The sequence below is a fragment of the Desulfobacter hydrogenophilus genome, assembly GCF_004319545.1.
Classification (GTDB): domain Bacteria; phylum Desulfobacterota; class Desulfobacteria; order Desulfobacterales; family Desulfobacteraceae; genus Desulfobacter; species Desulfobacter hydrogenophilus.
On record NZ_CP036313.1, the window covers coordinates 3,123,612 to 3,149,683 of the forward strand.

General features: G+C 40.5%; 16 protein-coding genes. 11 read left to right on the forward strand and 5 right to left on the reverse strand.

What is annotated here, in order from left to right; genetic code table 11:
* Positions 1–25: 25 nt before the first annotated feature.
* Positions 26–1,915, reverse strand: coding sequence for a DUF294 nucleotidyltransferase-like domain-containing protein (locus EYB58_RS13940; RefSeq protein ID WP_131072071.1), 1,890 nt, complete (start codon positions 1,913–1,915; stop codon positions 26–28).
* 362 nt (positions 1,916–2,277) lie between these two features.
* On the opposite strand from EYB58_RS13940, the gene EYB58_RS13945 reads away from it, so the two are divergent.
* From EYB58_RS13945 to EYB58_RS13960, 4 genes are all read left to right on the forward strand, one after another.
* Positions 2,278–3,726: a dynamin family protein gene (locus EYB58_RS13945; RefSeq protein ID WP_111953425.1), complete on the forward strand. Its 1,449-nt coding sequence runs from the start codon at positions 2,278–2,280 to the stop codon at positions 3,724–3,726.
* A gap of 279 nt (positions 3,727–4,005) precedes the next feature.
* Entirely contained in the window at positions 4,006–4,212 is a 207-nt protein-coding gene (locus EYB58_RS24765; RefSeq protein WP_207309049.1) for a SelB domain-containing protein, read from the forward strand.
* Positions 4,170–5,375: a DUF2333 family protein gene (locus EYB58_RS13955; protein WP_111953421.1), complete on the forward strand. Its 1,206-nt coding sequence runs from the start codon at positions 4,170–4,172 to the stop codon at positions 5,373–5,375. Before EYB58_RS24765 ends, EYB58_RS13955 begins: the two co-directional genes overlap by 43 nt.
* A 485-nt stretch (positions 5,376–5,860) precedes the next feature.
* The gene (locus tag EYB58_RS13960; RefSeq protein ID WP_111953419.1) at positions 5,861–8,353 is read left to right on the forward strand and encodes a DUF294 nucleotidyltransferase-like domain-containing protein; all 2,493 of its coding nucleotides are present in this window, start codon (positions 5,861–5,863) and stop codon (positions 8,351–8,353) included.
* A gap of 160 nt (positions 8,354–8,513) precedes the next feature.
* Here the strand turns inward: EYB58_RS13960 and EYB58_RS13965 are convergent, their stop codons facing one another.
* Positions 8,514–11,102 (reverse strand): DUF294 nucleotidyltransferase-like domain-containing protein, encoded by a 2,589-nt coding sequence (locus EYB58_RS13965; protein WP_111953417.1) that lies wholly within the window; start codon positions 11,100–11,102, stop codon positions 8,514–8,516.
* A 373-nt stretch (positions 11,103–11,475) separates the two neighbouring features.
* Here EYB58_RS13965 and EYB58_RS13970 point away from each other — a divergent pair, with 373 nt between their 5' ends.
* Complete coding sequence (locus EYB58_RS13970; protein WP_111953415.1) at positions 11,476–11,961, forward strand: universal stress protein; 486 nt, start codon at positions 11,476–11,478, stop codon at positions 11,959–11,961.
* Positions 11,962–12,251: 290 nt separating this feature from the next.
* On the opposite strand, the gene EYB58_RS13975 is transcribed toward EYB58_RS13970, so the two are convergent.
* Complete coding sequence (locus tag EYB58_RS13975) at positions 12,252–13,706, reverse strand: DUF3360 family protein (protein WP_111953413.1); 1,455 nt, start codon at positions 13,704–13,706, stop codon at positions 12,252–12,254.
* Positions 13,707–14,236: 530 nt separating this feature from the next.
* On the opposite strand from EYB58_RS13975, the gene EYB58_RS13980 reads away from it, so the two are divergent.
* From EYB58_RS13980 to satP, 4 genes are all read left to right on the forward strand, one after another.
* Complete coding sequence (locus EYB58_RS13980) at positions 14,237–16,732, forward strand: DUF294 nucleotidyltransferase-like domain-containing protein (protein WP_111953411.1); 2,496 nt, start codon at positions 14,237–14,239, stop codon at positions 16,730–16,732.
* Positions 16,733–17,437: 705 nt separating this feature from the next.
* Positions 17,438–17,656 (forward strand): hypothetical protein, encoded by a 219-nt coding sequence (locus EYB58_RS13985; protein ID WP_131072072.1) that lies wholly within the window; start codon positions 17,438–17,440, stop codon positions 17,654–17,656.
* Positions 17,657–18,061: 405 nt separating this feature from the next.
* Positions 18,062–19,492 (forward strand): sigma-54 interaction domain-containing protein, encoded by a 1,431-nt coding sequence (locus EYB58_RS13990; protein ID WP_111953437.1) that lies wholly within the window; start codon positions 18,062–18,064, stop codon positions 19,490–19,492.
* An 851-nt stretch (positions 19,493–20,343) separates the two neighbouring features.
* On the forward strand, positions 20,344–20,901 hold the full coding sequence (satP, locus tag EYB58_RS13995) for an acetate uptake transporter (RefSeq protein ID WP_111953407.1): 558 nt from the start codon (positions 20,344–20,346) through the stop codon (positions 20,899–20,901).
* A 753-nt stretch (positions 20,902–21,654) separates the two neighbouring features.
* Here satP and EYB58_RS14000 read toward each other — a convergent pair.
* Positions 21,655–23,580 carry a solute symporter family protein gene (locus tag EYB58_RS14000; RefSeq protein ID WP_111953405.1) on the reverse strand — a complete coding sequence of 642 codons (1,926 nt, stop codon included), beginning with the start codon at positions 23,578–23,580 and terminating at the stop codon, positions 21,655–21,657.
* Positions 23,577–23,861 carry a DUF485 domain-containing protein gene (locus EYB58_RS14005; protein WP_111953403.1) on the reverse strand — a complete coding sequence of 95 codons (285 nt, stop codon included), beginning with the start codon at positions 23,859–23,861 and terminating at the stop codon, positions 23,577–23,579. Before EYB58_RS14005 ends, EYB58_RS14000 begins: the two co-directional genes overlap by 4 nt.
* Before the next feature lie 846 nt (positions 23,862–24,707).
* Here EYB58_RS14005 and EYB58_RS14010 point away from each other — a divergent pair.
* Both EYB58_RS14010 and EYB58_RS14015 read left to right on the forward strand, forming a co-directional pair.
* Positions 24,708–25,064: a hypothetical protein gene (locus EYB58_RS14010; RefSeq protein WP_111953401.1), complete on the forward strand. Its 357-nt coding sequence runs from the start codon at positions 24,708–24,710 to the stop codon at positions 25,062–25,064.
* A 92-nt stretch (positions 25,065–25,156) separates the two neighbouring features.
* Positions 25,157–26,065 carry an AEC family transporter gene (locus tag EYB58_RS14015; protein WP_111953399.1) on the forward strand — a complete coding sequence of 303 codons (909 nt, stop codon included), beginning with the start codon at positions 25,157–25,159 and terminating at the stop codon, positions 26,063–26,065.
* The last annotated feature ends 7 nt before the right edge of the window (positions 26,066–26,072 follow it).

Genomic DNA, 26,072 nt, shown 5'->3' on the forward strand with positions numbered 1-26,072 from the left:
CGTGATATAAAAAGAATTTTCCCAATCACATGACTACTAAAAACTCCTGTTGGAGATTTACTCTCTTTTCTATTTTTTTAAATATTTCTTTTAACGTCTGCTGCTCTATTCTTGATAGCTTTTTAGGATTAATATTGTTATTCGGGTCCTTACCTTCATTGATGATGCCATGTATTTGATTTATAAATCTTAAATTCATCATATAACTATAAGAATGGCTTATATCATTATAATCAGATTCACTTATTACATTTTTTTTATATAGCAACTCTAATCGTTCCATAGTATTTGTAGCAGATATTTTATGTTGAAGCGCATATATTCTTGCAAAATCCACCACAAGCATCATAGGTCTTTTAATATCAAACGTATTTTTAAAGTTACCTTTAGATTCAACAATAAAATTACCAAAAAAACCTATTGGCACTCTAAAGTGAGATGTGTTTTCAGCCATATACCTGAAAAAAACTTTCCGGTCACCCAAAAAATCAAAAAGAGACGCTCTAAGTTCATTAACTAAACTAATATCTCCATATCCAAAACGAAAGTCAAAAAAAATGCTTGTCTGGAGAAGTGTCTCAGGACTGGCATTATAAATCCATTCTTTAAAATACTTTTTCCATATTGAAACAGGCTGACACCATTCTGGATTTTTTGCCATTATATTACCTTTACAAAAATCATATCCTGTCTTATCAAGCATATTACATACGTGTTCGCCTAACTTTAAAAAATATGCGTTTACCGATTCCAATTTTTGCTCATTTACATCCTCAAAAATAATAGCATTGTCTTGGTCTGTTTTAAGCGTCTGTTCTTTTCTGCCTTCACTTCCCATAACCATAAAAGCAAACTTGACAGGAGGCTGTCCTATTTCCTCTATAGCAAACTTTATCAGCTTTTCTAAAATTGCATCTGTTATTGCAGTAACAAAGTTATTTATATTTTGAGCTTTTGCGCCCTCATTTATTAAAGTATATATGCTTTTGGGAAGCTGTTTTTGTTTTTTTGATATTTCTTCATAAGATTCAGCCTTATTTATTTCTTTTATAAATAAAAAAGGAAGCTTGCCTTGCGCATTTATAAGATCGCTATTTGAAATCACTCCGATTGCATCATTTTCATTGTTTATCACTGCTAAATGTTTTATGCCTGTTTTCATTATTTTTATGAAAGCTTCAAAGACACTTGAATGCTCTGGTATGCTTATTAAAGGATAAGACATTATATCAGAAATAGGAGTTGAAATTTTTAAATCGGCAGCCACAACTTTATTTCTAAAATCCTGATCTGTCGTTATGCCTATGAATCTGCCGTCCTGTTTTATTAGAATTGAACTGCATCGGTGCTGTTTCATTAAAATTGCAGCATCTTTTATAGAATTGTTTGCACCGCAGAAAAGTACATTGCGTTTTATTACGCTTGATATAGAATTACTAAAAAACTGTAGAGACTCGTCTTTATCACTTCTTTTTTGTACAATCAGACTTGAATATGTTTTATCAAGCATTCTTTTCCCGAACGTATTAGTAAAATGATATTTAAAATCTTCATATTCATCACATAAAGATATAAAAACGTTTTTAGGCAATGTATAAAAAGAAGTATTCTTCTGTATTTCCAAAGACCTGATAGCTACAGATTCATTCAAAAGAATTGATATTCCACCAAAAACTTCACCTTTATGTAAAGCAACGGTCACTAATTTCTTATATATATCTTCATGAAAACGATCTGCTGTACCATCTTTTAATATATATATTTTTTTTAATTTGGACATTCCCTGACGAAACAATATTTTTTTTTCATTATATGATTCAACTTGAATCAAATCTGCTATATTTCTAATCTCTTTTTCAGGTAAAAAAGAAAAAGGCTCAATATTCGATAAAAATAGAAAATAGTCCTGACTCATATTTTATCCTTTAAAAAAATATTGTTGAAAGTTTTGAACGCCGTTATTTTAAAACGGTATGGTAGACTGAATATAGAGAACGCATTTTAGTAGTACATAAACCTAAATTTTGAGCATTAATATAATATAATAAAAATACAGTATTTTATATCAAAATATTCAAGGCAACTTACTTGCAGCAAAATTTATGATTGAGGCAGCGTGGGGGATTTTTATTGAAACAGCAGGCCGGTAGAATAAATCAAATTGACACCCTTGTGCTGTTTTTCTATACTCGACTCGCTGACTTAATGACAATATCCGTCGCCTGATGTCCTTTTTGAGCGGCACATTTTAATCTGAACATTATTTTGGAGAAATCCATGCATCGTGAAAATTATATGAATGCCCTTCGGGAAGATATCGTGGAGACCATCACCAAGCACCTGACACCGGTGGCCCAGCGCTATGGTTACAGCGATATGCCTCTGGAGACCAATATAAAATGGCGTCCAATGGTGTTGGTCATCGGCAATTATTCATCCGGTAAATCTTCCTTGATCAATGAATTTTTAGGCGCAAAGATTCAGGACACAGGTCAGGCCCCCACAGATGATTCATTTACCGTACTGACCTACGATGATTCCGTGCCGGAAACAGAAGGGATACAGGTGGTGGAACAGCGAGACGGCAAGGCTCTGCTGAATGATCCTGAATATCCCTTTTCCACCCTTCGCAAACACGGCCAGCGTTTTGCAGCCCATTTTCAACTGAAAAAAATCAACTCGCCTTTTTTGAAAAATCTGGCCATCATTGATACCCCCGGCATGCTTGACAGCATTTCCGAGCGGGACCGGGGATATGATTATCAGGAGGTCCTCGGTGATTTGGCCCAAAAGGCCGGGCTAGTGCTGGTTTTGTTTGACGCCCACAAGGCTGGAACCGTGCGGGAGGCCTATAAAAGCATTCGGGAGACCCTGACCGCCCATACCTCTGAAGACCGGATCATTTTTGTGCTTAATCGTATTGATGAATGCACCACTTTTAATGATCTGTTGCGTGTTTATGGAACCCTGTGCTGGAATCTATCCCAGATTACAGGACGAAAGGATATCCCCATGATCCGGATGACCTATTCGTCCAATGCAGCAACAATCAGCAAAGATCCTGCATTTGCGCCCCCGTTTCTCCCCCTTCTTGAAAATCAGCGGGAGGATTTGAAGCAGACGATTTTACAGACTCCCTTGCGCAGGCTGGATCATCTGGCCACTTATTTGGAGATTCACGGGGAGCGTCTGGGCCATTATATAGAAGCGCTTCAGGCCTTTGCTTTGCAATTCCAAAGTTTCCGCATAAAAAAAATGTCTATCGGATTTTTGATCAGCCTTCTGGGGGGAAGCCTGATTGCCGGTAGCATTATGTTACTGGGCTTAATGGCCGATCCCACTGTTTTGTTGACTGTGGGCGGTGTCTGTGCCGGTCTTCTTATGATTTTATGGCTGGCCGTATTCCAGAAAAAGCTGGAACAAAAATTTCGCACCACTCGGCTGGAAGATCTTGATAGCCTCACCCCTGTTGCCGACCAGACACGCAAAGACAGCTGGAAAGCTATCCGGGATCTGGTGTATCAGCATCTGAAAGAAAACAAAGGTGATTATACCCTTTATGACCTCAAATTGGATCGGTTTGACATCAAGAAGGTCAATGATGACGCCACCCACGAAATTCGGGAAGCATTGAGCGGGTTCCGGCGCATGTCTGAGGATGAATTGGAAGAATGGGGGACAGCGAGTTTGGCCCGTGAAGCTGATAAAAAGGGTTTGTCCCATTAAGCGCCTTGTCTGGCGGACTCATGCCTTCTCCTCTGGCCCTATGCATCATGTTTACAGGCTCCTGGCTGGTATGGTTTTCAAAAAGGCAGCGAGCCGGGCAGTTTTGCCCCTTATATTCCCGGTCGGTATGAATATACGGCGGGGTCTTCTCGCTGCTTTTTGAAGCAATCCCATTGGAGGCGTGCCTGGCTGGAGCTGTATTTCAAGCTCTTGATAATCTTTTTTTTCTTTGTTATACCTTGCTAATCACTAAACAAGAAAAAGGAGGTTCTTAATCCTTTGTCAACGTCACAGTTTAAGGAGATTATGGGGGTGTCCCTGAAATATTTGATCCCCCGGCTGGAATATTTTGATGCCCGGAACGTGGCGATCCGGATTGGCGAGATACGTAAGCTCAGGGGAGTTTCAACCCATAAACTTTTTTTATTGGCAAGGAGGAAAATATGGCAGAGGTTAAGAATGCCGACAACGGCGGAGATGCAGTAAAGAAAAAGAGTTTTTTAAAAAATATACTTCTACCCAAATGGTTTATTCTCACGGTGCTGATCCTGGGTGTTTCCGGGTATGCCACATGTTGGAGCATGGGTTCGTGGAAGGATTTTACGGCAAAAAGGGGCGGGCAAACCCCTGGGACGCAAGCTGCCCTGGAAACAGACGTGACCCATGACACTTTCAGCGCGGTAATGGACGCCACACATGGTATCCAGACCACGCATCAGCCTGCCGCTCAAAAACAGGATTTCCACGTAATCGCCCAGCCTGCACCTGAAGCCCAAAAGGATACAGCTCCTCTCACGACTCTTAGTAATAAGACCGTCAATGAAAAGAAAGCAACCAGTCATGTGGTTGCAACACCGGCAGACGGACATGGGACGACGGCGCATGCCGCGCCGGTACGCACAGGCCCCCGGGGAGTGGCCTTTGTGGAAGCTTGCATCAAGCCCCTTGACTATGAATTAAACCATAGGTTTTTGGGATGGCGGCCCAATGACATCATTAGGATTGCCGATAATATTAAGAATTTGCAATTGGGCATTTTGGAAGTGACCCGCAGGACGGCTGTGGCCTTGGCCGAAAATTTGTCACGGACCGGGAGCAACGACGCCTATGTTCCCAGTCTGGAATACGCCATGAATTCATTCATGATTAAGCCCTCCGAATATATGTTTCCCTCGGCTGAAGGCAAATATCAGGAGGGGTTGGACGAGTGGCAAAACTATCAGCACATGCTGGAAAGAGGTGAGGAACGATTTTACCGACGGGTGGACAACCTGGTTCCTTTGCTCAAGGCATATGAGAGCATCCTGGGGAGTTGCGATGAGAATTTAGTCAAGGACTTGGGAAATATCAGTACTTTTAAGGCTGATGATGTCTTTTACTACACAAAAGGCGTGGCGACTGCTATGGGCACCATCCTTGAGGCGCTCGCCCTGGATTTTGACGATACCATTGGATCTGTTCAGGGCATGGATGTGCTTCATCACACGATTGAAGCCCTTCATCATGCCTCGCACATGGATCCCTGGATGGTTATAGAAGGCAACCCGGACGGCATATTCGCTAACCATCGGGCTAACACAGCAGCTTCCATCAGCCATGCACGCTTCTATCTTGACCTGCTGTCCAGATCACTGACAGGCAACCTGTAGCGCCTTTTTTTTATTATTACGGTTTTTGGGGGGAGGGTCTTGATACCTCCCAACAAAGCCAATATATGAAAGATAGCCGGTTAGCCTATTTTCAGTGAGTTGGATTCTATTTTGGTGCAGTTTTCTCTTCGAGGTTGTTTTTATCCCCACGACCGTGCCCGGCCGGGCCATATTTCAGACTATTGATAATGATTTAAGCCTTTGTTATGCTTTGCTTGAGAAAAGGATGTTCCTATCCTTTCCTTAAATGCACCTCTATGGTATGTAAAATAGATTGTCTTAAAGATTACGAATGAAATTGAAAAAACAATACTTATTTGGTCGGAAGACGAAATAAACCAAAGTCATAAAGTATGAAACTTAAATTTTCAGGAATCTGCTTATGACTTCCGTCTTCGGTTTTTGCGCATATTTAACTATATGGAAACTAAAATATCTGCAATAAATTGCGGTATTTTCACCTTTAACTAAATAAGAAACACGCCATGGCAAATAAAGTCATACGAAAATTTTTTTTCTCTATTATCGTCCCGTCCATACTTACTATTTTGCTTTTTATCACTTCGATGTATGTGATCCTGATACCATCATTTGAAAAAAACATGATGGACAATAAAAAGGAAATGATCAGGGAAGTGACCAACACTGCATGGAGTTTAATCAAAGAGTATGATGATGAATACAAGGATTCTTCGATTACTCTTGAGGAAGCACAAGACCTTGCGTCAAAGAAAATCGAAAAAATGCGATATGGTGCCGAGGGAAAAGACTATTTTTGGATTGCGGATATGAAATCAGTTATGATTATGCATCCTTATCGTCCCGAACTGAATAATTTAATGCTGGATGACTATAAAGACCCCAATGGCGTTCGGTTGTTTGTTGAGGCAAGCAACGTTGTAGAAACAATGGGTGAAGGGTTTATCAACTACATGTGGCAATGGAAAGACGATGCCACCCAAATTGTTCCAAAGTTATCATACGTAAAAGGATTTGAAAACTGGGGATGGATCATCGGAACCGGTATTTATCTGGATGATGTGCAAGCTGAGATAGGCGCTTTAAAAGGAAGGTTGACACGGATTTCATTATTAATATCAACGATAATTATACTTATCCTTGTATTTATAATCAGACAAAGCCTTAAAATTGAAGATAGGCGAAAAAAGGCCGAAGATGACCTTTTACACTCAAAGCAAAAATACAAAACCCTTGTGGAAGCTTCATCAGAGGGAACAATAATGATCAAAGACAGCAGGATCATTTTTTCCAATCATATGTTTGAACAGTTAACCGGAAAAACACATGAAGAACTTGCTGCGTCTAAATTTGAGGAGCTTTTCAGTATTAGCTGGGAAGAAATTTTACGGTCTTTCGAAAAACCCAACAAATCCACTTCCATTGAAACCCAGGTAAAGCAAGGTGAGGCTGAATTTCATGATGTTGTGATCTCAGTCGCAAAGATTTTTTTTGAAGAACAGGAAGCATATGTTGTGGTCACAAAAGATATATCACGAAAAAAACAAACAGAAAAAATCGTTCAGAATTTAAGCAGTGAACTTCAAAGCTCGCTATTATTAATGAATCAGCCAATTTCACAATTTGCAAAGCCAATTGTGAAAAGCAACCTGCAAACAACCGTAACTGAAGCTGCTTCATTAATGGAGCGGAAAAAGATGAACCTCATTTTTATTGCAGATAATGATAAAATGCTTGGTGTTGTTAATGATAGTGACCTGCGTAAAAGAGTTTTGGCAAAAGGCAAAGATGGCAAGTCCCCGGTTGTGGAGGTGATGACCTCCCCAATTATTTGCATTTCAAATGCAGCCTTGCTTTATGAAGTCGTTTTGGAATTCAGAAAACAAAACGTCAGCCATCTGGCTATAAAAAACGATGAAAATGAAATTATCGGTGTCCTTAGCCGTGAAGACATACTTGAAATTCAGCATAATTCATTAAGCTATATCCTCAGGGAAATTGAATATGCCGAAAATGTTAATGAACTTAAAAAGATCTATGACAAAATACCCGTCCTGGTTAATGCATTAATGGAAAGTGGTAATAAAACTGAATTGATAACCCATATTATTACATCCGTATCCGATGCAATTACAAATCGTATCGTCACTTTTGCTTTGGAAGACCACGGAGAACCGCCATGCAGGTTCGCTTTTGTTGCATTGGGCAGTGAAGGAAGAAAAGAACAAACCATTGCCACTGACCAGGACAATGCCATTATTTTTGAAGATGTTGGGGAAAACAATGCCCAAAAAATTAAAAACTATTTTTTGAAATTTGCCGAAACGGTTAACAATCACCTGGCCCATGTCGGATATGAATTATGTATCGGTGAAATAATGGCCAAAAATCCCAAATACACTTTAAGCTTATCTGATTGGAAAAAGCAATTTACAAGCTGGATTAACACACCCAAACCTCAAAACATATTAGACACCACCGTTTTTTTCGATTTCAGGTGTATTTATGGCGATAATTTTTTCACAGACGAACTAAGAAAACATATCAACCTGCTTATTGATAAAAAAGCCGTTTTTGTTTATCTGCTTGCCCAAACGGTTATTCGGTACAAGTCCCCGTTAAACATGTTTGGAAATATTGCCGGTGGTGATAATGAAACATTCGATATTAAAAAAATACTTCTTCCGATTGTTACGTTTATTAAGGTTTTCTCACTGCAAGGCAAAATTGCAGAAACCAATACGTTACGACGACTTGAACAATTATTAAATCAAAACGTGGTTCAAAAACCCATGTATGAGGAATTAACACAAGCATACAATTTTTTAATGGGATTACGTTTTCAAACCCAAACTAATGCATTAAAAGAATTCAGAAAACCTGATAATATCATCAATGTTGAAAACTTAACTGAAATTGAGAAATCAACTCTAAAAAAAGTGTTTTCATTAATTTCTGAAATGCAGACAAAATTAAATTTGGAATTTAAAGAAAGGTAGTCAAACAAAGGCCAACGGATCGGCACTTCCCAAATATAGCCTTCTATGAGCTATGTGTCAGATTCAGGGTCATACACAACACTCGTAACCCAAAACTTACCCGGAAGAGCTTTCATTTTTTATTTGAATGATGAAGCAGACCCCGGCCGTCCGAAACAAGTTAGGGTTTAATCTCTGCCGCAACGCTTTCGATGAAATCAAGACTGATTTTTCTTCTAAGCATTGAGAGCTTGGAAATAACTTGCTTTAGATGTTCAACTTCGAAATCATTGAGTTCTTCAATTTCTAAATCATCATTCACTTTGCGCAAACCGTTGTGTGCAAAAATCTGATTAAAGAATCTTAACTGCCATATATGATTAAACATATAGATTGCTTCTTTGTAAAATTCTTCGTCAATTTCTTCCTTTTCTCTAATTTTATTCAATCTTTTAATGGTATTTGCATCATCAATTCCATGCTTTAAGGCATAAAGTCTTGAAAAAATTTCAATGGGACGCAGTGCACCTTTAAGATTCAAGGTTTTTGCGCCATCTTGTCGTTCAGTTTTCAAGCCGCCCAAAACATTAAGAGGCGGTTTATATATCAACGCATTTTTTGCGTAACTATTGATAAACTCAGGGTACTGATGCATTAATAATTGAATTTTTGAATGTATAGAGTTCGCTAAATTAACATTGCCATAAGTACATTTCAAATCGAAGAATACATTAAACTCCAGAAACCCGTCAGGCGTTGGGGCCTTCATGATATGTTTCAACTTTTTATGCCATTCTTTTTCAGAAAGACACCATTTGGGGTGTAAAGCCATAATTCCCGCCGGACAGAAATGATAACCGGAAGCATTGAGCTTGCTACAAACCTTATCTCCAAGCTTCAGGAAATATGCCCTGATCGTGTCAGGCGCTGCTTGTGTGGTATCTTCAAAAATTATTGCATTATCCTGGTCTGAGAACATGGTCATCTCATGCCTTGCATTGCTGCCAAGAGAAAGGAATGCAAAGGCAACCGGTGGCTGACCAGTTTCATCTATTGACAACTCGATACAACGAACGATAACTTCATCATACGTTGTGCCAATCACCATACACAACGCTTTGGGTTTAGCACCTGTATCAATCATTTCTTGAATAATTGTCGGCAGTTTATTCATATTTTGGACAACATGCCCGATTCTGTTACTCTCCCTGATCTCTTTGATAAGAGAAGAATGCATTGGTTTATAATCAATAGGAAGACTTGTGGCGGAGCCAACACCAATATAGCTTTGACGAACAATAGGGCGTAAAGAAATAACATGCCCGTGTTTTTCAGATAGAAATATACGAGATGTAGTAACAATAACATCAATATGATTTCCAACAGAATCAGCAGCCACCGCTTCAAACTCTCCGGAATCAGCGTCGTTTTTGAATACATTGCTCAGGTGTTCTTTTAGCCTGCTGTTATTTTCCACATCGGGAAATATAATATTCCAGATATCGGTTTGATGAAGTTCAGTGTCCGTAAAACCTAATATTTGTTGTAACTTGAAATTTGAGTATACAATTCGGCCTTCCATGGACAAAAGGTAACCCTCATTTGAGGATTCGACCAACGCCCGATAGCGGTCTTTAACTTCTTTTAGACCTGCTTCAGCCCTTTTTCGGTCGTTTTCAATGCGTCTGCTTTGTAGAAGAAAATAGGCCAACAGCATAAATAGTCCGTCAACAGTAATTCCGACGATTTGAAAAATATGCAGCTGCAAAGCCTCTTTTTCTTCTGCAATATCATTGATATATATACCCGTACCAACAATCCAGCCTCTTTCGGGTATTCCTTTTACATACGATAGCTTCTCAGCAGTTTTTTCTGGGTTATCTTTCCATTGCCAATGATATCTTAAATATCCCTCTCCTTCGGATTTTACAATACGAACGAATTCAACGAACAGTTTTTTGCCGCTTTTGTTTTCTTCATCCGTATAGTCACTCAAGTCCTTGCCTGTCAACTCCGGACGATAGGGATGCAGTATCATTTTAGGGGCCATATCAATGATAAAAAAGTAATTTTTATTCTGGCTGTCATAGCGCATCGTTTTTATTTCATCTATGGTCCGCTGTCTGGCCTCTTCAGGGGAAAGCTGCCCCTTTTCTTCTAACACCTGATAGTGTGTAATTACGCTTGCCGCTGTTGCTGTCAGTTCTTTTACCATCAGCTTTTTTTGGCTTAACATGTTATTTTCAAAGAGAGGAACTACGTAAAAGAATATATAACTGATAAAGAGTATGATCGCCAATATAGTCGGCAAAATAATGCGACTACCGAAGCTATCAAAAAATTTTTCGCTTTTCTCCTTTTGATAATTGTAGGATTTGCCCTGGAAATAATCGGTGAGTTCTTCAAAACTCAATATTTTTTTATCTTCAGTTTCCGCAGCATCGTGATATTTCTCTGTGAACGTACCGTTCTCAAAGTCTTCTCTTTTGGGAAGGTAACCCCTATAATCATCTTTGACGTGGGTTTCAAATACATTTTTGATTTCTTCACGAGAATACTTACCCTCAAATTTCTCATAAGCCTCTTCCAACCCCTCAATGCAATGACGAAATTTTCTATGGGAATACGGGTCATAATTAGCCGGACTTTGCCCTGCAAGCAGTCTTTCAAATGAGTTTGTATCAAAAAAACCATCAAGCCATTGGTGTATGTCTTTTCCTGGTACACCAAAAACTTCTTCGGTGTGCTTTACATGTTCTTCAAGTTTCATTGCAGTATCCTTGAGCTGTTTTCAACGAGAAATAATTAACATATAAATGACTGTTTTTCAAAGTTTACTGGAACAAAAATCACTTTTTCAGGGACAGATGCTTTTTGCGGCAGTGGGGGAGTGCTTATGCCATATCTAAATGTTGTGGGTGCAGTTGTTGCAAATTTATGGAAGTTAGGGCCAGATATTAAAATATAGGGTGTCCCTTCGGCGCAAAATCTGTTGCATTTATTTTTTTGAGTCCATAGTCTGAATTGCGCCTTTTTATATCTGATATAGATTGCCAATCTCGAACTATGTATACTACAATCAGATTTTATAAAAAGCGACAATTATTAAAATGAATCTTAAATCCCAAAGACAAGGAGCACTTATGAAAGATATTAAACGTATTGTAGCCCCTATAGATTTTTCAGATAATACAGAAACGGTTGTCAGTGCGGCTGCGTGTATTGCTGGCAAGTTTTCAGCATATCTTGACTTGATTTTTGTTGTTCAAAAATTTGAGGATTATACATCATTCTTTACTCCTCCGGCGAATCTACCTGCGATGAGAGACGATTTGCTTAATGCTGCTAAAGAACGGATGAACGCCTTTGTAGAAGCACATAAGGAAGAGTTCAAAGCGTTGGGTATATCTACTGTTAACGGACAAGTTATCTCTGGAGATATTGCAGAGGCAATTGTGAATTATGCTGAATGGGCAAACGCACAACTTATTATCATGGGTACTCATGGATATAAAGGTTTTAATCGAATAGTGTTTGGCAGCGTAGCAGAAAAGGTTGTTAAAACAGCATGTTGTCCGGTTATGACCGTCAATCCTTATCGCGAGGAATGTGAAAAGAATTCGGAATAGCGCTAAGCGCAACTCAATGACTTCACTTAACGGAGCGGCTGATATTCATAATGAAGGGGGCTTAGGCCCATGATCGGAATAAAACATTCCAAAATATGGTTTAGAATTTTCGTTCGTATTCAAGGCGTGGCAATGGGAGCATATTAAATATATGTACCCATTGACACAACGAAGAAGACGGATGAAAGTCAAACCATATGGAAGGTTTTATTCCGAATATAGAAAGCCCGCCGATCCAAGGTATCGACGGGCTTTTCAAATGGCAGCCGCGGACCGGGCGGCAGTAAGTTTTAGAAGATGCCGGGTATCCCGGGAAGCTGACCCACCAGCCCAAGGGAAACCACACAGACGATAAACATGATACCTGGGATGATCAGTTTCTCATTCCAGTTGAGTGTTTTGGCACGGTCAGTATCGCCGATGAGCCCCAGGTTGTCCAGGAGCATGGCAGCGGACCAGCCAAACACCGGGTTTACAAATGCGCAGGCAAAAATACAGGTTCCGGCGCTCTGGGAATCCTTATGGTTGCTTACCATTTGCATCCCCGCTTCAAGGAGTGGCAGGAATACGCCAACAATAAGTGCCACTCGCAAAACAGGTTCCCACATGGCAAGGTCCATGGGGTAGCCGAGTATTCCGGCCACCACGCAGAAAATGCCGGTGAGAACCGCACCGCCGGGTATGGGGCGCTTGGCAATGGCTGCGGGAATCATGTATGTCCCCCAAGAGGAGGCGATATTGCCGCCGCCAAGGCAGGAACCGATGGCTTGGCGAATAGATGCCACCATCATGGTATCGTCAACGTCCATAAGTACGGCTTTGGCCTCTTTCGGGTAGTTGAGTTCCTGGAATACCCGGTGTCCAAGGTAATCCGGCGACCACATGGCAACGGCCAGAATGGCGAACGGAATAACGGCGATGAAATGGCCGAGATTCGGAAGTCCCATTTTCCATCCTGTATTAGTACCCCACCACCACATGGGATCAAAATGGGGAAGTCCCGGCGGGGTAGAAAAGCTGAAATCAGCGCCCATTGTAAATGCGATGATGCCTGCGATGGCGGAACAAAGAGGGATGGCCAACCAGCGCTTCTGGATACGCGCCAGGTAGGCATAAACAAGCACGGTGACGCTGATGACCACGAAGGAAACCGTGCTGACGCCACCTGCTGTCGCCCATTTTCCAAGTTTGCCGATCTGTCCTATAAGCCCAACGGCACCCAGATAGATCAGAAGTCCTCCCCGAACTCCGATTCCGGTCAGATTCATCAGCTTGGAACCGCCTTTTGTGATGGCGAGAATAAGGCCGAATAAGCCTATCAGAATGCCCAGAGCCAGAGGATGTCCGCCAGCCGCAGCAACAATCGGGATAAGGGGAATCATCGGGCCGTGGGTGCCCGCAAGGTTTGAGTTCGGATTAAGGAATGCCGAAAAAAGCATAACAAAGACAGCACCTGCGATCAGCATCTCTAACCTGACGTTCTCTGCAATGAATGCGGGGGTAAGAGCGTACTGGTCTGCAAAGGCGGCTACCATGGCAGTTACCATTACAACCTTTCCAATGGTGGCGGCAAGTGCCGGTACAACGTCCTCGATCTCTATTCCGTAATCCCGGAAGGGCAGGTTGACCCGCCAGCGACGGAATTTCATAATAGTCAGTTCATGGTCAAGATATTCAGCTCGAGTCTTAAACTCACTTGCTTTCTTACGTTTTTCGCCATATGACTTCTCTTTGTGCGCTACCATCTTTTAATCTCCTTCTCCTTTCCTACCCCACGATCTTCTGTTGGATCTCCGCGTGCACTTTTCAGTGCGCTTAGGTATAAATAAAGTGCTTGGTTAGAAAAATGGCCCACTGCCTGAACAATTCCAAACTGAGAATCTCTACCCTTTTCCCTTAATGAATGCAAGAACTATTTATTAGAACTTGCTTTTTTAAATCAGAATGGTAATATCCTAATTCAAAACAGGGGTTTGCTTTTTGTCAATCAAAATATAAGACATAAACAGAAGCTGAAAAAATGGCCCCGCCAAAACGAGAAGTACCAAGCTTGTGGCAAAAGACCAGCCCGCATGGGAAAATATCGATTGGTACTTTCAGGAAAGGATCATAGACAGCCAGGCTGGGGAACATAGACGGCGGAGCCATTCTTGTAGGATGTGTCTGCTATCTATAAATTAGTGGGTCAGCCAGAGGCACAGCCCAACCAGTAAAATAAAGTTTGATGCCTTGAAACGCAACTCTTCATGACTTCTGTAACGATGGGGTTAATTTAATGACATTGACATACAACAACATGAAAGAAGAAAGTGGTGAAAAATTTACATCGGGGATAGTGATATCAACGGTGTTGGCTGTAGTAAGTATAATAATGTTTATTGTTTCATTTTACGCAATTATTATTCCAATGTTTGAGCGTAGTGTAATGGATAGAAAAAAGGAAATGATTCATGAATTAACTAATACTGCCTGGAGTGTTTTGGCCGAATATGATGAGGAATACAAAAGCGGCCGGATAACACTGGCTGAAGCTAAAGTTTTGGCTACTGAAGAAGTAGGCAGGATGAGGTATGGAAATGAGCACAAAAATTATTTCTGGATTACTACCACTGATCCTGTAATGATTAATCATCCATATCGTTCGGACTTAAACGGGAAAGACCTGGGTGATTTTGCAGACGAACATGGGAATAAGTTATTTGCCGATGCCGCTAACCTAGTAAATGAGAAAGGCGAGGGGATAATTCAATACTATTGGAAAAGGAAAGAAAATGCTTCGCATGAAGTTCCGAAATTATCGTATGTAAAAGCTTTCCAGGAGTGGAACTGGATAATTGGTACCGGGATATATCTTGAAGATGTAAAGCGTGAAATAAAAAGGTTGCGGGATCAGTTGTTACGAATGTCAATTCTTATTATTGGAATTATTATTGTAATTCTTGTTTATGTATTAAAGCAAACCAGAATAATTGAAGAAAAACGTAAAGATGCCGTAAATAAATTAAGGTTGTCTAACCAGAGATATAAAAGCCTGGTGGGTGCATCAACCGAAGGCACCTTGATGGTCGTTGATCGGAAGGTTGTATTTGCTAATAGCAAATTTATTAGTTTGCTTGATAATGGTGCAGAGTCCCTGGTTGGCGCCGATTTTTCAGAACTGTTTAAATTAAGCTGGGATGAAATGGTTTCAGGAATTAAAAATCCCAATAAAACATATGCTTTTGAAACCGAGCTTTTGAAATATAAAGCAGGTTATCATCATATTGTAGCTTATGTGACACAGGTTGAACAGTCGGATAATGCAGCATACATATCGGATAGCACAGCATATATAGTCGTTATAAAAAATATTACCGAAAAGTATAGACTCAGGCTTGATACCCAGAAATTGTCTGAGGATGTTCAGCTTTCGCTTCAATTAATGAATCAGCCGGTTAAGAATCTGGTAAGCGAAAATATTTATTGCGATATTAACATGCCGATAGGTAAGGTTATTGAGTTAATGAATCATAAGCGCAGCGAAATTATAAGTGTAAGAAGCAGCGATGAAACAGTCGGTATTGTCACCGATAAAGACCTCCGAAATCGTTTAATGAACGATGGAATTACTATGGATAGCCCGGTCGTTAAATTAATGACATCGCCGGTAATTAGTATAAATCAGGGGGCGTTACTGTATGAAGCCGTACTCTTATTCCGGGAGCATGGTATCTCGCACCTTATGGTTATCAATAATAACAATAGAATTTATGGCTACATCAGTTATCTTAAATGCCTTGAAATGCAAAATAACTCACTGATGTTTTTATTACAGGAGATACAAAATTGTGATGTTATAAGTGATATGCGCAATATTTATAATAAAGTACCTGTATTAATACAGGCAATATTCACTAGTACGGATAATATCAGCAGTGTATCGCGTATCATTACTTCAATCGCTGACGCTATAAATAAGCGGGTGATAGAAATGGCAATAGCTGAAGTCGGTCAGCCTCCTTGTGAGTTCGCCTTTATAGCCATGGGAAGCGAAGGGCGGGGAGAGCAAACACTTAAAACCGACCAGGATAATGCTATAATTTTTGCAGAGCAGTCTGATGATAATAAAAAATACTTTTTAAACCTGTCGGTGATAATAAATGAAAACCTGCATAAGATCGGTTATGCACGTTGCGAAGGTGATCTAATGGCAGGTAATCCTGAGTGGTGCAACCATATTGATGAATGGAAGCAAATATTTTCAAACTGGATTAATAACCCTGTTACGTTAAATGTTCTCGATGGTTCTTTATTTTTTGACATGCGTTTGGTTTTTGGAAGTATGTCTCTATCATCAGAACTGATTGATTTTGTATATGAAGAATTAGAAGGTAAAAATGAATTCTTTAGCAAGTTGGTTCAAACAGTAGCGTCCAGTAAGCCGGTCTTCGATAGAAAACACGTTGATATTAAAAAGTTTCAGCTGCCGATTGTCGGGTATTTAAGAGCCAAGGCATTGTTTCATTCTATAAAACAAACCAATAGTATGTTGCGGTTAGATTATTTGATGGCATATGATTTAATTTCTGAAAGAAAGGCCCAAGAAATTGAAAAAATGTATAATTTTCTTATGCATCTGCGAATAAAATGGCAGGTAAGCCTCATACTTGACAATGACTGGCCATCCAACACCGTTTGGTTAAGTAATCTTACGGCAATAGAGCAGGAGACGCTTAGAAATATAATTAAAGAGGTGGTAAAATTACAGGAAGAACTGCAATCGATGGTTTAAGGGTCAATGGAAATAATAAAATTTACCACATGGCTTGTCTTTTTACCCGTCTTCTTCGTTGTATTAATGGCCACATATCTCATAAGCTCCTTGAGTTGCGCCTCTAATATGAAGAAAAATTCGGCGCAAAATTTGTAGCATTTCTTTTTTACCAGCGCTTGGTAATATATTGGTTGACAAAAAGAAAGTTTCTATCATATATTTAATATTACATCGGAGTTTAAGGGAAAATAAACAGAACTTATCCGAAGATATAACTGATATACTAATAGCGTAAGCAAGCAAGTACGAAAAGACAAAAAGAGATTAAACGAAGTTGCCGGCATTTGGGAAAACCGGTTAGAACGCCCTGATTTTATGGTAACTCATTCTGAGTGGGGCGGGAAAAGTTAGCTCAATCGTTTCTTTCCGGTTATTGATGTTATTTTGCCGCTTCTTATAATTTAAAAAAGGACAATTGAAAACGCTAAACAGCAAATATTATCCAATGATTTAATATTTTAGGACCAGCCTATATAAAGACTTAGGCCGACAAAATGCTGCGGTCAATCCGGGGGGATAGCAGCTTTTTGAACGCCCTTGGTTTTTAAATAGATTTGGCTTTAACAAGTGCGATGGCACTTTGCCCCCCGGTTGGCTGAACTTGTAGTTAATCCTTCAGGACTGTTTAACCAGAATGTTCAACAAAAACAGGAGGGTGTTCTAATGTCTACCGAAAAAATCATGAATCGTTGGTTTGTCCTCGTTGGCACGAGTTTTATTTGGATCGCATATGGTGCTGCATATGCATGGTTCGCTTTTAACAAAGTTTTGTCTGATCCAGACGGTGCCTGTCAATTCACTGTAATCCAAACCGCACGAATTTTCTCAGCAGCCCTTTTTTTTGTTTCGCTGATAATGATCTTTTCTTCGTTGCGCTGGTGAAGGTCTTTAACTTCGTTGCGCCGGCAGAATTGGAATTCAGGGTCAGGTCTTGAATTGTTATTTTCATATAAATTCAAGACCTGACCCATAACGCTTTATTACAGGTGTTGTCTGCCTTGTGGGTGCTATCTCTCTTAATTACTTATTGCCTCTCACCGCGAAAAGCGCAATCGAAACGAACTAATCCAGTATCCCTTTTTTTATCAATTTTTTTTTGTAATCTTTATTCGGGATGTGTGAGTATAGTGTTCAAAAATTTGTAAAATTAACTTTTTATATTCCGCATAGAATGTTATGAATGCAACCTGTTAGGCTTTTGGGCCTTAAGTTGATAAACCTAAAAGATGCCAGGGAGAATGTTGAGCGTCATAGAAAGAATAGCTATTTTCGGGGTTGGGTTTAATTGTGCTTAAATATACGCCGATTGCCCAGTTTGCCATAGGGCTCGACCACAGGGTAAAGGTCTGGAACAGAGCCTGTGAAGTTCTTACCGGCGTATCCGCTGAAGATATTATTGGCACAGATCACCAGTGGAAGATTTTTTATCCCAGAAAACGGCCTATTCTGGCCGATCTTGTCGTTGAGCAGGACTATAATAAATTCCTTGAAATATACGGCACAAAAAATCCAGCAGAATCCAACATTGTACCCAATGCCTGGGAAGCAACAGACTATTTTGAAAATTTTAATGGAAAACCAAGATATCTATATTTTCTAGCGGCTCCTGTTTTTGACCATGAAGGCAACATTACAGGCGCAGTCACAACACTTCAGGATGTTACGCTTCGCAAAATGCAGGAAGAGGCCATGAAGCGTGAATCCGAACAGCTCCAGCAACAGTATTCCCTGTTGAGGTCCTCGATGGGTGAGCGCTTCAAGTTCTGCAATATCATCGGAAAAAGCCAAAAAATGCAGGAGGTCTATGACGTAATTGTACGGGCGGCAGCCTGTGCTGATAGTGTTGTTATCCACGGTGAATCAGGGGTAGGAAAAGAGCTGGTTGCAAGGGCTATACACGATTCCAGCGAAAGAAAAAACGCACCGTTTCTTCCTGTCAATTGTGGTGCCATTTCTGAATCTCTCCTGGAAAATGAGTTTTTTGGTCATGTAAAAGGCGCTTTTACCGGTGCTTATAATGACAAAGAAGGCTTTCTTTCCCATGTACAGGGCGGCACCCTGTTTCTTGATGAAGTTGGAGAACTTTCCTTGAACATGCAGGTCAAGCTCCTGCGGGCTATAGAAGGGGGAGGGTATTCCCCGGTAGGGAGCAATGAGGTGCTTTATTCCGATTTCAGGATTGTTGCCGCAAGCAACCTGAATCTATGGGATGAGGTTACAAAAGGCCGACTCCGCAGCGATTTTTTTTACCGCTTATATGTGATACCGGTAGATATTCCGCCCCTTCGTGAACGCAAAGAAGACCTTGCCCTCCTTGCCGATCATTTTTTCAGCCATATGGAATCACCTCTCCACTTCGATATCTTACCTGGAAAAGACATAAAAGCGCTATACAATTACCACTGGCCCGGAAATGTCAGGGAGCTCCAGAATGTTCTCCGCAGGTATATTGCCCTTAACAGCCTGGATTTTATGACTCTCCCGGAGAACGCCCCCCCTGAGATCCCACCTGAAATCCTTTCAGGAATCATTGACGGTCGCGATTCAGCTACAGACCTTCCGCTGACAGATGCCGTTGGCCGGTTTGAGAAACAGCTTATTCTTTCTGTCCTTCATATCACCCGTTGGCACAGAGAAACAGCCGCTACAAAACTGGGGATTTCTCGCAGGACTCTCTATCGTAAAATGATGGCCCATGGGCTCATAAGTACGTTATAATCTCAATACCCCATCGACTCGCAACGTGGATAGTGGATCACCCTTTAAGATGATAAGAACAAGCTTGCGGATACTTCCTCTCTCGCATAATGGGCTGTCCTAGGCAAGGTCCGGTTAATTAAGGACCGCAGATTAAATAACTTGAACGAAATAGCTTGCCTTTTGGCGCATCTACTCCGTTGCATTTAAATCCCAATAGGCCTGTTATTCAACCTTTAATGCACCTTTTAGATGAACCAAAAGTCGGCGTTATTTCTGCCCAATTTATTTAATCTGCGGCACTAAACGCCTCTCCCTCGTGGGATACTTAATTACAAAATGATGGCTTACGGGTTCTATATATCTCAAAATGGGACAAAATCGCCCATTTATTTATTTGTATATATTTCAATATATTATCCGTTGCATCATCTTTTTCGGGTCATATACGCCCAAAATTTCTTCTTTCCCATTTAAAGCCTTCTCCTCCATACTTCTTTTTTCAATAAAATTAAAATATACTGATTATTAACAATGATAATAGGTGGATGGCAGATTATTCACGGTAATAAATAGACTCAAAAAAGCCCGAAAAAAGATTATGGTACAATGATTGCTACTAATAAAAGTGCTTGCTAATAATTAAGACTGTCTTTATTGCCTGTTTACCCCGGACTGAGGTGAATAGAGACTAAAAAAAGAATTACAGATGCTTTGAAATCCCCTGTCAACCGCTTAACTGGTTGACCACCTGACAGATTGAAAACCCCTGGATGTCAGTGTGGAATCTCATGGTCAGGTTGACAGTGGAATGTTTTTAAGAGGAGTGTTTTTACCGTTTTTTTTTAATCATTTGGAGACAGGAGTAGAAAATGAAAGACGAAACGTTGGCTAATCCGGGACCTCTCGGATTGATGGGCTTTGGAATGACGACTGTGCTTTTGAACATTCATAATGCCGGTTTTTTTGAAATCAGTTCCATGATTCTTGCTATGGGGCTTTTTTACGGAGGTGCAGCCCAGATTATTGCCGGTATTCTTGAATTTAAAAAAGGTAATACTTTTGGAGTTACGGCATTCATATCCTATGGCCACTTCTGGTTGACTCTGGTGGCGCTTATCCTGTTACCAAAGCTTGGCTGGGCCGACCCGACGCCCGCAAAATTCATGGCCTGCTATCTGTTCATGTGGGGAATTTTTACACTGTTTATGTTTTTTGGGACATTAAAAGCGAACAGGGGCCTTCAGTTTGTTTTTGCATCGCTGACGGTATTGTTTTTTCTTCTTGCCATCAAAGACTGGACAGGTTCACAGCTTATCGGCGTAATTGCTGGTTTTGAAGGCATCATATGCGGAATGAGCGCTATCTATCTTGCCATGGCGGAAGTTCTCAACGAACAATACAATAGATCAATCCTTCCGGTGGGATAGCCCCTACTAAGCAAAACAGCCCCTTTTTCAGAAAACTGAAAAAAGAAGGGGCTGTTAAAAAAATTACGATTGCCCTCTACTTAAAAAAATTTGTCCTGTTTCCGGAGCCTGGGGCATTGCAAATTCGGGGGTTAAAACCGTCACCATTGGATGATGCACCAGAGATCGTGATATGGATGCCACTAAATGGACAATGTAGTTGTTCAATAAAATACAGCCCAGTACCCCCCTCCCATTGGATAAATATCGATCCCCAATAAAATCCAACGTTGTAAATTTTCCAAACCAGGTCTTACCTGAGAAGCATTAGAACAATAAGGCTCTCAGATTAAATAACTTGAACGAAATTGCTTGCCTTTTGGACCATCTATTTCGTTGCATCAAAGGCTCAATATACATGCTACTTAACCTTTAATGCGCCTTGTCTGATTAACCAAACGTCTGCATTATTTCTGCCCAACTTATTTAATCTGCGGTCCTAAGCATTACATAGCCACCTGTCCAAAAACATAGGATGCCCATGTTTAAACGCTAACTTACATAATCGAAGCCTTCCTTCAGAATGTCGCGCTTAAACTTTTGTTGCTTATCGGTTCAAATGGTTATGAGAAAAAAAGTCATGAAAGGGTGGGTAACCAGATGATATTATTCAATTCAATTGTTATTTTTGATTATTAAAATACAAATAAAAAAGGAGAGTGTGTTTTACACACTCTCCTTTTTAGTTTAATACTTTCTTTTTAACTGTGTCGCTTATGCTTGTTGTCCTTTGCCCTCCCAGTCGTGTTCGTTTTTCTTTGTCATTAAAGACACAACAACCAGGGTTATAAAGCTAAGCGGTATTGAAATTATACCGGGATTATTCATGGGAATAGGAGCGCTTGCAGCGGGAAGCCCATACACCTCAAAAGTCTTGGGCGAAAGTAAAATGATTGTTAAGGCGCTTATTATACCCACTACGATGGATGCGGAAATACCCTTTGCATTCGTCCTTTTCCAGAACAGCATCATTATAATCGCGGGCAGGTTTGCTGATGCCGCAACCGCAAAAGCCAGCCCTACAAGAAATGATACATTTACCCCTTTGAACGCTATCCCCAAGAATATAGCGATTATCCCGACCACGACTGCCGCAATTTTACCCGCTTTTACCTGACCCCTATCGGTCAGATTAATCCCCATATAATTGGAAATCAGGTCATGGGCAACAGCACCAGATGCTGCCACAATAAGCCCGGATACTGTCCCGAGAACCGTTGCAAAGGCAATGGCACATATTATAGAGAATATTGCAACACCAAAAAATTTAGCCAGGAGAGGGCCGGCCATGTTACTGCTCTGAACATCCAGTACGCCAGTCGTCATTGCCCCCAGTCCCATGAAAAGGGTAAGTATATAAAAGAACCCTATGGATGTTATAGCAACGATAGTTGACTTACGCGCTGCCTTTGCGCTTGATACTGTATAATATCTGATCAAAATATGAGGCAGTGCAGAGGTGCCAAAAAACAATGCTATCATAAGGGAGACAAAATCAAGCTTGGACATAAAGGTTGAACCCTTATCTACTTTGAATCTTAATCCGGGTCTCATGATCTCCTGACCTGGTGTCGGCGTCTGATACCAGAGCGACACTTTGTCACCATTATCCATGAATATTACTTTGGTGAAACGGACGATAGTGCTCTCTTCTATTGTTGTCAGGAATTTAAATGGGCTAACGCTGCCTGTTTCCGTAACCTCTTTTCCATCAACGACGAGCTTGCTTACGTGGCCTACTTGGTAGAATTTCTCGGCCTCCTTTGGCTCGCCATTATAAAGTTCTGTGCCATCTTTGCCTTTTACAACTGTAAGCGTCTCCTCAAGGTAGGCATTTCCATCTTTTTCGATCAAATTCCACCATGTATTTACGCCCGCTTTGTTTAATTTTACAAAATGGCCATCGGCATTTTTATTTGTCCCGACTATTTGATACTCATCGCTTTCAATTGCTGTAAGATTTTCATTTATTACAGTGGCATTTATTGTTTGAAATTTATGATAATCTTCTGAGGGCGGATTTTTAATACCATGCACAAATATGCAAATTGAAAGAATTGTTGAGAAAATGATTAACAGGCCGCCTTTTAAGAATTGAACGTAAGTGGTTGATGCCATCCCTGCTGTTGCTACAATAAAAATAACGATAGCGCCGACAAGGATAACCCCCACGTAATGCGGCATGCCAAGCAGAGGCGTCACAAGGCTTCCGGCGCCTACCATTTGAGGTATAAGATAACATATAGAGACAATCAGCGTGCTGATAGCCGCTGTGAGGTGAATGCCTCTTGAATTGTATTTAAAATTAAGTGCATCTGTGAATGTGTATTTACCATAGCGCTTCAGCGGCTCGGCCACAATAAACAGGGCAACGACCCATCCAGCAAGATACCCGATTGAATATAAAAATCCGTCGTATCCGCTGAATGCGATCATCCCGCATATCCCAAGGAAGGAGGCGGCTGAAAGATAATCGCCTGCGAAGGCAATACCATTTACACCCCAGTGTATATCTCCTCCAGCAGCATAGTAACCTTGTGATGTCTGTGTTTTTTTTGCGAAAAAAGATGACAACCAGAGAACACCAAGTACAAAAGCAACAAATATTGCGACAGCAAACGGAGATGCATTATATATCATTTGTCAGAACCCTCCACATTCAGTTCTTCTTCTTTTTTGGTGCAAAGATAGTCGTAAATGATGCCCATTACGAAGGCCAAAGCAATCAGGCCAAAGCCGTACACAACTGCCAGATTTTGACCGGCAAAAACTATCATCGCCATTGTTTTCGGACTGGAAACGTTGATCCAGATAAATCCGATATAGACTAAAACGTAAATAATAAACAGCCACAAACCAAATTTTGTTTTATAGGCAATCGCTTTGTCCTCACCCCATTGAGTCGCAGGTCCGTGTGACATAGATTTTTCTCCTTATCAAAAAAAGTATAATTTAATTTCGGATATACCTGTTTATAAACAGTATATCCTAAGTTCCGACGTCTTTTTTCAATCGCCTTCAACAGGAGATGAAGGCCTAACACAGTTACAGCCCAACTGGTAATACTGCGAATTTAATGATACGAACGTTGTCTTTGAGAAAAGCGGTTTGAGGTTTAAATAAATTGATCTGGTAATTACTACGACTACTAGTTGTACTTCCCATTTCCCCCTCCTTATAACTTTTTGGTTTAGACTCTCGTACTATGTTGCTTTATTGAACAATATTTATACCCACCAAATTTCGGTGGCATCATTGTTTTACTATAAAGTAGAGAAAATCTTACACTAACATTAAAGTCGGGTTTTAAAAGCCATTGATATACCGTAACTCAAATAAATTTAAGTTTATTTACGGCTTTTGCCTTCCGGCAAAAAACAGCCTTGTTTTTCTTTTTATTAACACATCCGGACTCCTCTCTATGAGGATCAAGCCCCGAATATATATCATTATGAAGATTTAAAAACCGCCTGCCTAACCGTCTTTTGGTAAAATCTTCAAGCTTCTAAAAAAAAATAATAAAAACTAATCTATATTTATAAGAAACCTATATTATGAATAGGCGGGCTGTCAAGCATAAAAATTTCAGACTTATAACTATTCTAAATGCGTGCAGTTAAATTCTTTGGATATCCATTTGAATTTATTGTGATTATCAAGCGCGAAAGCTGTGATGCTGTTGCGAATTGTTTTTAAATAAGTAGGGATCGTACGCATGTTTTTGTTAAGTTGTCTCATTTTTTGAGCGATACAGCCTTGGTGATTAAATGAAAGCTTCGAATGATATGATTGATAAGCTTTTTGGCGTTTCGTGGATAGAATGTCTATCGGATGTTAGGAATTTTTTTATCGTATATTGGGAACTTTTTTTTCGTAGAGTAGGAACTTTTTTTCGTAGGATAGGAACCGCTTTTTTATTAACCAGTCAATCCGTATATGGAAAAATAGAATACGAAAAAGATGGCTTCGTCAGGGAAAAAAGACGTACCAAAATTGAAACCCAAAAAAACAGTCTTCATGGATCATCATATTTTTCTGATAGTATGGTGAGCCTCATGTCATGCAACGTGACGCAGTCGTTAAAGACTTTTTACGACGCCATCAAAGTTGCCGCTGCGGCTTGACCCCAGTGGGGCATTTATAGTACAAGGCTTTCCTTTTGACCGGCAGCAGGAAAAGATAGCTCCGGTTGCGGTGATAACCTTTCGGAGCTTCTATGTTTTCCCAATTTTTTTCCATTTTTTTTAATGTTGTTACCCCGGTATTTGTCCTGATACTGACAGCCTATTTTTTCGGGAACAGGCTTGGAATTCATAGCCGGTCTCTTTCCCGAACAAGCTATTATCTGCTTGTGCCAGCCTTTGTTTTCAATGTGCTCAGTCAAGTTAAAATTGATGCGGTAACCGCATTTAGAATGATGGTCGGTATTGGACTGGTCTATATGATCACAGGACTCCTTGGTTGGATCCTGGCAAGGGGCATGGGGCGCAGCAAAGAGATATCCACAGCATTTTTGATGACCTGTATATTTGGAAATGTGGGCAATTACGGTTTGGCTCTGACAAAATTTTGCTTGGGTCCTGACGCCATGGAAAGTGCAACCATTTACATGCTCACGGCCAATACTTTTTCTTTTTTTTGCTGTGTTATGGCCGCCGGATGGTTGAAAGGCGGCGGCACAGGCGCATTTAAAGATCTTATTAAAACACCGGGGATTACGATTGTGCCATTGGCCCTGATCTTCCCCGTGGCAGGTATCGCACCGCCAATCATGGTTCAGCGTATTGCAGGGTTGCTTGGTGACGCCATGATTCCAGTGCTGCTATTGGCGTTAGGACTGCAATTAAAAGAGGCAGGAAAACTGAACTTTGGCATAGATGTTTTTCTGGCAAGTCTGATTCGCCTGATTGCAGGACCTGCCATTGCCTTTGCCATGATCCCCCTGGTGGGCATCTCCGGCATTGAAGCCTCTGCCGGTATTCTTCAGGCGGCCATGCCGTCGGCCGTGCTTACGGCCATAATTGCCATGGAAAATGATGTGGCGCCAACTTTTGTTACTTCTGTGATCTGTGTTTCCACCTTACTCAGCCTTGTTACGTTGACCGTGGTTATGTCTTTACTTTAAATAGTAA